This is a genomic window from Methylobacterium sp. D53M (assembly GCF_053345625.1).
The window spans coordinates 1-9,903 of record NZ_JBKFAL010000052.1; the positions used below are offsets into that span (position 1 = coordinate 1).

The 9,903-nt window shown below is 71.6% G+C and carries 3 protein-coding genes and 1 pseudogene; 1 reads left to right on the forward strand and 3 read right to left on the reverse strand.

The window, feature by feature from the left end:
- A pseudogene (locus tag ACLBYG_RS30935) lies at positions 1-208 on the forward strand (polysaccharide biosynthesis/export family protein); the annotation flags it as partial.
- Between the two features lie 198 nt (positions 209-406).
- Here ACLBYG_RS30935 and ACLBYG_RS30940 read toward each other — a convergent pair.
- The 3 genes from ACLBYG_RS30940 to ACLBYG_RS30950 form a co-directional block, all read right to left on the reverse strand.
- Entirely contained in the window at positions 407-1,774 is a 1,368-nt protein-coding gene (locus ACLBYG_RS30940) for an aminotransferase class I/II-fold pyridoxal phosphate-dependent enzyme (RefSeq protein WP_012317954.1), read from the reverse strand.
- Positions 1,771-9,213, reverse strand: a complete 7,443-nt coding sequence (locus tag ACLBYG_RS30945) for an SDR family NAD(P)-dependent oxidoreductase (protein ID WP_447684002.1) — start codon at positions 9,211-9,213, stop codon at positions 1,771-1,773. Before ACLBYG_RS30945 ends, ACLBYG_RS30940 begins: the two co-directional genes overlap by 4 nt.
- Before the next feature lie 368 nt (positions 9,214-9,581).
- On the reverse strand, positions 9,582-9,903 hold a 322-nt coding region (locus ACLBYG_RS30950; protein ID WP_447684003.1), incomplete at its 5' end, for a UDP binding domain-containing protein.

Sequence of the window (9,903 nt, forward strand, 5' to 3'; positions counted from 1 at the left end):
GGGCACGCCTCTGGTGCCGGTGGTCTACCGGATCGACATGCGCGACCCCAACAGCCTGTTCGTGTCCCAGGCGTTCCGGATGCGCAACCGCGACCTGATCTACGTGTCGAACGCCCCCTTCACCGAGGTCCAGAAGGTCCTCACCGCCTTCAGCGGCGTCACGGGCCCCGTCTCCTCGGCCGCCCTGGCCTATTCCTACGCCAAGTAAGGCGGCGCACCGCGACGCGGGCACCCACCCCATCACGCGACGGATGCCGGGTTCGCGTCGCGCCGATCCGGCCGATGCGCGCGTCCGACCGAGACCGCGGAGACCGGTCGCCCGAATGCCGAAGGGGGCGCGGATGTGATCCGCGCCCCCTTCTTCGTAACGCTCTCGGGGAACCGGGGCTCCCGGCCCCGGCCGGGCTCAGACGCGCTTCGCCAGCAGCTGCTCGATCAGCGAGCCGCCCTTGTCGATGGCGGCGAGCTCCTCCGCCACCGCGTTCACGGTGTCGCGGATCTGGTCGGGGGTGTGCTCGGAGGTGAGGAAGAAGCGCAGGCGCGAGGCCCGCTCCGGCACGGCCGGGTGGATGATCGGCTGCACGTTGATGCCCCGGCGGAACAGCCGGTCCGACAGCGTCACCGCCTTCAGCGAGTCGCCGACGATGATCGGCACGACCGCGAGGCCGAGGCTGAAGCCGGTGTCGAGGCCGAGCTTCTTGGCGGTGGCCAGGAACAGGGTGCCGTTCTGGCGCAGGCGCTCGACCCGCTCCGGCTCGGCGTGCATCACCGCGAGGGCCGCCTCGGCGGCGGCCGCGAGCGGCGGCGACATGCCGACGCTGTACACGAAGCCGCCGGCGGTGTGCTTCAGGTACTCGATCAGCGCGATCGGGCCGCAGATGTAGCCGCCGCAGGTGGACAGCGTCTTCGACAGGGTGCCCATCCAGATGTCGACCTCGCGGGGGTCGACACCGCAATGCTCGAACAGGCCGGCGCCGGTGCGACCGGTGACGCCGAGGCCGTGCGCCTCGTCGACCATCAGCCACGCGTCGTAGCGCTTCTTGAGGGCCACGAGCCCGGCGAGGTCCGGCGCGTCGCCGTCCATGCTGTAGAGGCCCTCGACCACGATCAGCGCCCGGCGATGCTCGTGGCGGGTCGACTGGAGCAGGGTCTCCAGGGCGTCGAGGTCGTTATGCGCGAAGGAGCGGCGCTGGGCGCCCGACAGCTGCGCGCCGGTGACGATGCTGTTGTGGGACAGCGCGTCGTGGAAGATCACGTCGCCGGCTTCCAGCAGGGCGCCGATGGTCGTGACGTTGGTGGCGTGGCCGCTCACCATCACGATGCAGCCCTCGGACTGGTAGTGCTTGGCCAAAGCCTGCTCGAGGCTGATGTGCCCGGGCCGCTCGCCCGCCACCACGCGGCTCGCCGACGCGGAGGTGCCGTAGGCCTCGATTGCCTCCCGGGCGGCGTTGCTCACCCGCGGATGACCGTTCAGGCCGAGGTAATCGTAGGACGAGAAGTTGGTGAAGCTCTTCTGGTCGATCCGCGTCGTGGCCCCGGCCTTGGCGTCGTGGACGCGGAAGAACGGGTTGCCCAGACCGATCAGGTCGGCCGCCTGGCGCTGGAGCTTCAGCTCGCGGTAGCCCGGCAGGTTCTCGAAGTTCTGCGCCGCCGACTTGCCGGCGGGAGAGGCCGTCTTGACGGGGGCCGGGCGCGGCGTCGCGCGCCCGAGCCGGTTGGTCACGAAGCCGGCGAGCGCCGCGCGCCCGCCGTCCGGCCGTGCCGTGTCGGTCATGAGTTGGTCTCTTTGATCTCGCTGGACGTCTGCTCGATGAGTTCCTTGAGAGGCGCGAGGATCTGCGCATCGACCTCACCGCCGACATGCTTCGAGACGAGGCTCATCGCGACGCCGGCCGTCTCGTCCATGGGCGCGGAAACCGCCTGAATTAAGGACTCCGACAGCTCGTTGACGGTCATGCCCGACGAAAGTCCGGCGGGCGGCGCGTCGAGGGCGAAGCGCTCCTGCAGGCTGGCGCCGAGCTCGACACCCATCAGCGAGTCGAGGCCGATCTCCGAGAGCTGGCGCACGCGGCTGATGTCGTCCTTAGGCAGTCGCAGGATGCGGGCGATGTCCTCGACGATCGCGTCCGACACGGTCTTGCGGACCGCGTCGAGGTCGCCGCCCTTGAGCAGCGACGCGATGTTGATCGCCTGGACGCCGCCGGCCTCGGCCTGCTGGTCCGAGCCGAGTTCGGCGTAGCTCGGCGAGCGCATGGTGGCGAGACGCTCGCGCGCCTTGCCCCAGTGCATCGCCGCGATGGCGATGACCGCCTCGTCGGGGGACGTGCCCTGGCTGCCCAGCGCCTCGGCCATCAGGTCGAGGCAGCGGCGGGCCTCCATCGGCGTGACGCCGACGCGGCCGGCGAGGCCTTCCATGACCGCCTTGTTGCGGGCGAGCATGCCGACATCGCCGATGGCGCCCCAGGCCACGGCCAGCGCGGGCAGGCCGCGGCGGCGGCGCTGGCGCGCGAGTCCCTCCATGAAGCCGTTGGCGGCCACGTAGGACCCCTGGCCCGGGTTGCCGATGAAGGTCGTCGCCGAGGAGAACAGGACGAAGTAGTCGAGGCTCCGGTCGCGGGTGGCGGCGTCCAGGTGCTGGGCGCCGATCACCTTGGGGCCGATCACCGCGTCGAGCGCCGCGGCGTCGATGTTGGAGATCAGGCCGTCCTGGAGAACCGCCGCGGCGTGCAGCACGCCCGCGAGTTTCCTGCCGCCCTGCTCGATCCCGGCGATGAGCCGGTCCACCGAGGCGCGGCTCGTGATGTCGACGGCCTTCGCCTCGACGGTCACGCCCCGCGCGGTGAGCTCCGCGACGATGGCCTTGGCCTCGTCGGTGGCCGCGCCCTTGCGGCCCGCGAGCACGAGGTGCTTGGCACCCCGGTCGATCAGCCAGCGCGCCGCCTCCAGGCCGAAGCCGCCGAGGCCGCCGGTCAGCAGGTGGACGCCCTCGGCCGAGACCGTGAACGGCCGGGCCGTGTCCTTCATGATCGTGCCGGCCTTCGGCGGGCTGATCACGATCTTCCCGATATGGCCGGACTGCTGCATCAGCCGGAACGCGTCCGAGGTCTCGGCCGCCGTGAAGGGCTGGTACGGCAGGGGCTTGAGGCCGCCGTCGTTGAACAGGGCCATGACCTCGCGGAACATTCGCGCGCCGTCGTCGCCCTGGTGCTGGATCACCTGGTCGAGGTCGACGCCGAAGTAGCTGAGGTTCCGCCGGAACGGGCGCAGGCCGATATGGGTGTTGGCGACGTAGTCGCGCTTGCCCAGCTCGACGAAGCGGCCGAACGGCCGGAGGGCGTTGAGCGAGCGCTCCATCGCCTCGCCGAACAGGCTGTTCAGCACGATGTCGACGCCGTCGCCGGTGATCGCCCGGACCTCGTCCACGAAGGCCAGGGAGCGGGAATCGAGCACGTGCTCGGCGCCCAGCGCCTTCACGAGGGCCCGCTTCTCGCGGGAGCCGGCCGTGGCGATGACCCGCGCGCCCTTGAGCTTGGCGATCTGCAAGGCAGCGAGTCCGACGCCGCCCGCGCCGCCGTGGACCAGCACCCACTCGCCGCGCCGCATCCGGGCGCAGGAGACGAGGCCGTAATAGGCGGTGAGGAAGGCCACCGGCACGGTGGCGGCCGCCATCGGGTCGAGGCCGTGCGGCATCGGCGCGACGACGAGGTCCGGCACAACGATGTGAGTCGCAAAGCCCGACTGCGCGAAGGCGACGACCGGATCGCCGACCTTGAAGCCCTTCACGCCCGGGCCGACGGCCGTGACGCGGCCGGCACACTCGAGGCCGAGGCGGGGGCCGGCGAAGCCGTCCTCCAGGATCTCCTCGGGGAGCATCGAGAGCGCCCAGAGAACGTCGCGGAAGTTGAGGCCGGTGGCCTCGACCGCGATCTCCATCTCGCCCTTGCCGGGAGCGCGGCGCTCGGCCGGCCCCCAGACCATCTCGCTCAAGCCGCCGGTGTTGCTGCGCTCCAGGCGCGCGGCCTCGGCCGGGACGGCGTCGGCCGGATCCCGGTGCTGCGGCCGGCCGGCATGGAAGCGTACGACCTGGGTCCGCTCGTCGTCCAGCACGATCTCGGTCTCCGGGGTGCCGGAGAGGATGAGGTCGCGCAGGCGCTCGGAGGCGCGCTTCGACGACATCTCGGGGGAGAGGTCGATGCGGCGGACGTCGAGGTTCGGGGCTTCGTTGGCGAGCGTGCGGGAGAAGGCCCACACGCCCGCCTCGATGTTGGTGGTCTGGCCGCCGCGGTCGCGGGTCGCGCCCGGCGCCACGACCCAGAGCTTGGTCTGGCGCGATCCCAGGTGCTCGGTGCAGCGCTTCAGGCTGAGGCAGCGGTCGCGCAGGCGCTCGGACGCCTCGCCGCCGCGGGTGAAGGCGCCGGCCAGGAACACCACCGTGTCGGGGGTCTCCTTCTCCAGCTCCATCAGGGAGGTCTCGGAGTCGAGGATGATCGAGACGTGCACGCCGCCCGCGACCAGCAGGGTCGCCAGGGAGGAGGCGGTCTCGGCCGCGAACTCGTCGTCCGAGCCGATGATGAAGGCGAAGCTCTGCGCCGGGGCCGGACCCGGGCGCACCGGCGCCTCGGCCGTCAGCAGCAGGTCGTCGCCGTTGGCGGAGGCGGCCCGCTCGACCTCGACCTTGACCAGGCCGTGGGCGCTCAGGATGCGCTGCCAGCCCTCGATGTCCTCGAGCCGGCCCACGGGCAGGCCGCCCGCGGCCTCCTCGAACCAGCCGGCCGTCAGGCCGAACACGAGGTCGCGGAACAGGGAGGCGCCCGGCTCGACGGCCACCAGCAGGCCGCCGGTGGCGAGCGCCCCGGCGAGCTGGCCCGGCAGGGCCCGGTCGCCGCGATGCAGGCTGCCCGACGCCAGGATCAGGTCGAAGCTGCCGGGCGCGAGCTCCTCGGCGGTCTCGACCACGGCGGCGGCGCGGCCGAGCGACAGGCGGGCGCGCTCGGCGAGCCGGCGGTCGGTCTCGAAGACGGTGAGCCGGGCCTCGGCGGCGGACGCGAAGGTCGCGGTCTGGGCCGAGAGCGGGCCGAAGCCGACCTGCAGGACCCGCAGCGCCCGCTCCTTCGGGAGCTGGGCACGGCTCCGCTCGATCAAGCCGGCGACCACGTCGGCGCCGTGGCGCGCGGTGGCCGAGCGCAGCACGAAGGCGTCGATCGCCCCCTGCGGCAGGGACGGCGCGTCGGTGAGTGTGCCGGCGAGCAGCCGGTCGACCAGGGCGCCGACATCGGCGATCAGCACCAGCTCGGCAGAGAGGTCCGGATGGTCGCCGGCGATCCAGCGCATGATCTCGTCGGGCGCCGGCAGGGCGGAGCCGTCGCCCAGCGTCCAGTTCTGGCCCGCGCGCTCGGCGAGGCCGCTGCTCTCCAGGGCGTAGAGGGCGTTCAGCAGCCAGGGGCGCAGGACCTCCGGCACGCGGCTGTCGGTGACCGAGACGGTGGCGCCCTGCGCCAGCCCGGAGGCGAGGCGGTAGGCGAGCGAGGTCGCCCAGCCCTCAAGCAGGAGGTGGCCCGGCGACAGGGCGGCGTCGGACGGCCCTTTCGCCTCGGCGGCGAGCGGGCGCAGACGCGCGGCCACGCTCGGGCGGCGCTCCATCGGGATCGCTGTCGGCTCGGTGGCGAGCTCCGGCACCTGCGAGATCGCGAAGGTCGAGAGGTCGCCGCCGTTCTTGGCGCGCAGGGCCTGGAACCGGCCCTCGCGGATCGTCGCGATGACCGCGCCCTCGGCGTCGAGGAGCGTGAAGTCCGCCAGGATCGAGCGCTCATTGCAGCGGCGGGTGCGGATGATCGAGCGGGCGATCACCGCGCCGGGGCGCAGCATCCGGACCTCGCCGAAGCGCACCGGGATGTAGGCCTTGCCGCCGTTCTCGCCGAGCAGGTCGGCGAACAGCAGGATCAGCCCGTGGAAGCACGCGTCGAGCCGGTTCGGCACCAGGCCGTAGCGGGTGTCGGGCTCGGCCGGCAGCAGGTCGGAGACGATCGTGGCGTCGTCGAGCCGCACGCTCATCGCCACCTGCTGGAAGCTCGGGCCGAAGCCGAGCCCGGAGGCGAGGGCCTTGGCGTAGAGCGCGTCGCCGGTGAGCACGTGGTCGCCCGCGGTCTCGAAGCTGAAGCCGTCGAGATCCGGTGTCTTCGGGGCCGAGAAGGTGCCCTCGACGATCTTGGCCTGGGCGTGCAGCTGCCAGGGGGTCTGGGTCAGGCGGGGCCGGCTCAGCACCTGGATGCCGTTGCCGGAGCCCGACAGGCGCACCGCGACCTCGCGCAGGGCGTCCTCGGCGAACACCATCGGCGCCACGATCTCGAAGTCGGCCAGCACGACCTCGTCGTCGCGCAGGGCCTCGCGAACGCAGGCCAGGGCCATCTCGACGAAGCCGGCGCCCGGCATGATCACCTGGCCGTCGACCTTGTGATCCTCCAGTTCCGGCACGGTCACCGGGTCGACGAAGCCGTTCCACTCCAGCCCGTCGAAGGTCGTGCGCGACCCGATCAGCGGGTGATAGGGGCGGGGGCTCATCGCGCCGACGCCCTCGGTGGTGTCGGCGAGGCGGAACGGGCGGCGCTGCCACGGGTAGGAGGGCAGGCGGACGTCGCCCTTCGGGGCGTCGCCGAACAGCAGCGTCTCGTCGACCTGCGCGCCCTGGACGAGGGCGGCGCTGACCGCCTTGGCGATCGGGTCGCCGCCGGAGGCCTTGCGGTGCATCACGCCGACCGTGGCGGTCTCGATGCCCAGCGGCTCGACCGCGTCGCCGACGTGCGACATCAGGGTCGCGCGCGGGCCGACCTCCACGAACACGCGGGCGCCGCGGCGGGTGGCGTCCTGCACGGCCTCGCAGAAGCGCACCGGCTCGCGGATGTTGCGCCACCAGTAGCCGGCGCCGAAATTCTCGCCGCCCAGCACCGAGCCGGTCACGGTCGAGACCATCGCGGTGGTGCCGGTCCGCGACTTGAGGCCCGCGAGATCGCGCAGCAGCGGCTTCTCGGTCGGGTCCATCAGCCGACCGTGGAAGGCGTAGGCGAGGTCGAGCTTGCGGCCGCGACGGCGCTTGCGCGACAGGGCCTTGATGGCGGCGTCGATGTCGGCCACCGGCCCGGCGACCGTGACGGCCTTGGGGCTGTTGTAGGCGGCGATGTCGAGGGTCGGGTAATCCTTGAGGAAGGTCTCGACCTCCTCGGCCGGCATCAGCAGCACCGCCATGGTGCCCTGGCCGTGCGTCGTCTCCTGGTGGTGGCTGCGGTAGTAGATGACCCGGACCGCGTCCTCCAGGCTGAGGATCCCGGCGGCCTCGGCGGCCGCGATCTCGCCCACGGAGTGGCCGAGGACGTAGGACGGGATCAGGCCCTTCGCCTTGAGCGCGGCCGTCGAGGCGCTCTCGATGGCGAAGATCAGCGGCTGCGAGACGCTGGTCAGCGCGAGGCGCTCGTCGAGGTCGTCGGCGTAGAGCGCGTCCTTCAGCGACCAGTCCGAGTAGGCCCGGAACAGGGTGTCGATCCGGTCGAAGGTCGCGCGGAAGGTCGCGTTCTCCTCGTAGGCCTCGCGGCCCATCCCGGCCCACTGGCTGCCGTTGCCGGAATAGATGAACGCCACCTCGGCGACGCGGTCGACCGCGGTGCCGGTGAAGGCGTCCTGCGTGTCCTCGCCCTCGCCGACGGCGCGCAGCGCCGCGGCGACGTCGGTCTTGCCGTCGAGCGCGACGGCGAGGCGGGCGGGCATGCGCTCGCGGCGATGCGCCACCGCGGCCGCCACGGTCGCGACCTGCTCGGGGGCGGCCTCGAGGCGCTCGGCGTAGTCGAGGGCGAGCTCGTTCAGCGCCGCCCGGCTCTGGGCCGAGAGCAGCAGCACCTGGGCCTGGGGCTCCGCGGTCGCGGCGGCGGGCTTCGCCCAGGCGGGCGCGTCGGTGATGACGACGTGGGCGTTGGTGCCGCCGAAGCCGAAGGAGTTGACGCCGGCGAAGCGCTCGCGCGAGCCGCGGCCGATCTTCAGCGGCGCGCGCACGACGTCCAGGTTGAGCTCGCCGAAGGGGATCTCGGGATTGAGCTCGGCCGCGTGCAGCGACGGCGGGACGAGATCGTGCTCGAGCGCCAGAGTCGCCTTCATCAGGCCGGCGAGGCCGGAGACCGGCTCGGTGTGGCCGATATTGGTCTTGATCGAGCCGATCGGCAGCGGCGCCTGCCGGCCGCGGCCGAGCTTCGAGCCGATGGCCGAGGCCTCGATCGGGTCGCCCACCGGCGTGCCGGTGCCGTGCGCCTCCATGAAGGCGAGGTCGTCGAGGCGGATCTCGGCCTCGCGGTAGACCTTCTCCAGCAGGGCGCCCTGGGCGTAGCCCGAGGGGAGGGAGATGCCGGTGGTCCGGCCGTCGGAGTTGATGCCGGAGGCGGCGACGACCGCGCGCACGGTGGCGCCGTTGCGCCGCGCGGCCTCGGCCGACTGCAGCACGAACACCACGCCGCCCTCGGAGCGCACGTAGCCGTCCGCGTTCTTGGAGAACGCCTGGCACAGGCCGGTGCGCGAGAGCATCTGCGCGGTGGAGAAGCAGATGAAGTTGAACGGGCTCGCCAGCACGTTCACGCCGGCGACGACCGCGGTGTCCACGCGGCCCGACCGGATCGCCTGCACGGCGTTGTCGAAGGCGACGAGCGAGGACGAGCAGGCCGTGTCGACCGTGAAGCTCGGGCCCTTGAGGTCGAAGATGTAGGAGATGCGGTTCGAGATGATCGAGAGCGTGTTGCCGGTCGCCGCGTAAGCGTCGCCCGACGGCGCGTCGAGGATGCGCAGGTTGCCGTAATCGAGGGACGAGGCGCCGACGAACACGCCGATATTGCTGCCGGCCACGCTCGACGGGCGCAGGCCCGCGTCCTCGAGGGCTTCCCAGGTCAGCTCGAGCAGCATCCGCTGCTGCGGATCCATCTGCTCGGCCTCGCGGGGCGAGATGCCGAAGACCGACGGGTCGAACGACCAGACGTCGTCGATGACACCGGCCGCCCAGGTGTAGCTCTTGCCGCGCTCATGGGCGCGCGGATGGGCGAACCGCTCCAGGGAGAATCGGTCGGCCGGCACCTTGCTGACGGCGCAGCGCCCTTCGGACAGGAGTGACCAGAGCCCATCCACGCTGGGGGCCCCGGGCAGTCGGCATGCGCGTCCGACGATCGCAATGTCTGTACGTTGTGTCACGTTCGGTTCGCACACGCTCGTTATCGGAAGTCGGCTCGGCTCTCGACGAGTGAGTACCCTCTCACCCCTTACTGTGGCACCATTGCGGTGTCCAACCAGCCCTAACGCGAGGTCATCCCCGCGTGGCAAAATTGCCAGAGGCTGTGACATGTATTCATCAGAAGCTTATCCAATTCCTACGGTCAAAACGCCAAGTTTGAACCGCCGGACCGGCTGCCGAGACGCGGGCTCGATCACGAGAAAGCCACAGTTGCGCCTCCGCGGACGCCGCCCGTCTAGCGGCATCGATGCCGATTCCGGAAGAAATCTTCGCGATGTCGCGCAGGTCCCGCACAGGAATCCGGGCTCGAAGGCCGGCGCGGTGATGATCAAGACCCGATCCGGGCGACGCTCTCCTTGGTTCGTCCGACGCCGCAATAGGTGAAACCGTGGCGCGCGGCGCTCGCGGGGTCGTAGATGTTGCGCAGGTCGATCAGCACGGGAGCCGCCTCACCGGACGACATGGCCTGACGCAGTCGGTCGAGGTCGAGGGCCCGGAACGCGTTCCACTCGGTGACGATCACCACCGCGTCGGCGCCCTCGGCGCAGGCGTAGGCGTTCTCGGCGTAATCCACAGCCGGCATCAGGATCCGAGCCTGCTCCATGCCCTCGGGATCGTAGGCGCGGATTACGGCGCCGGCGTCCTGCAGA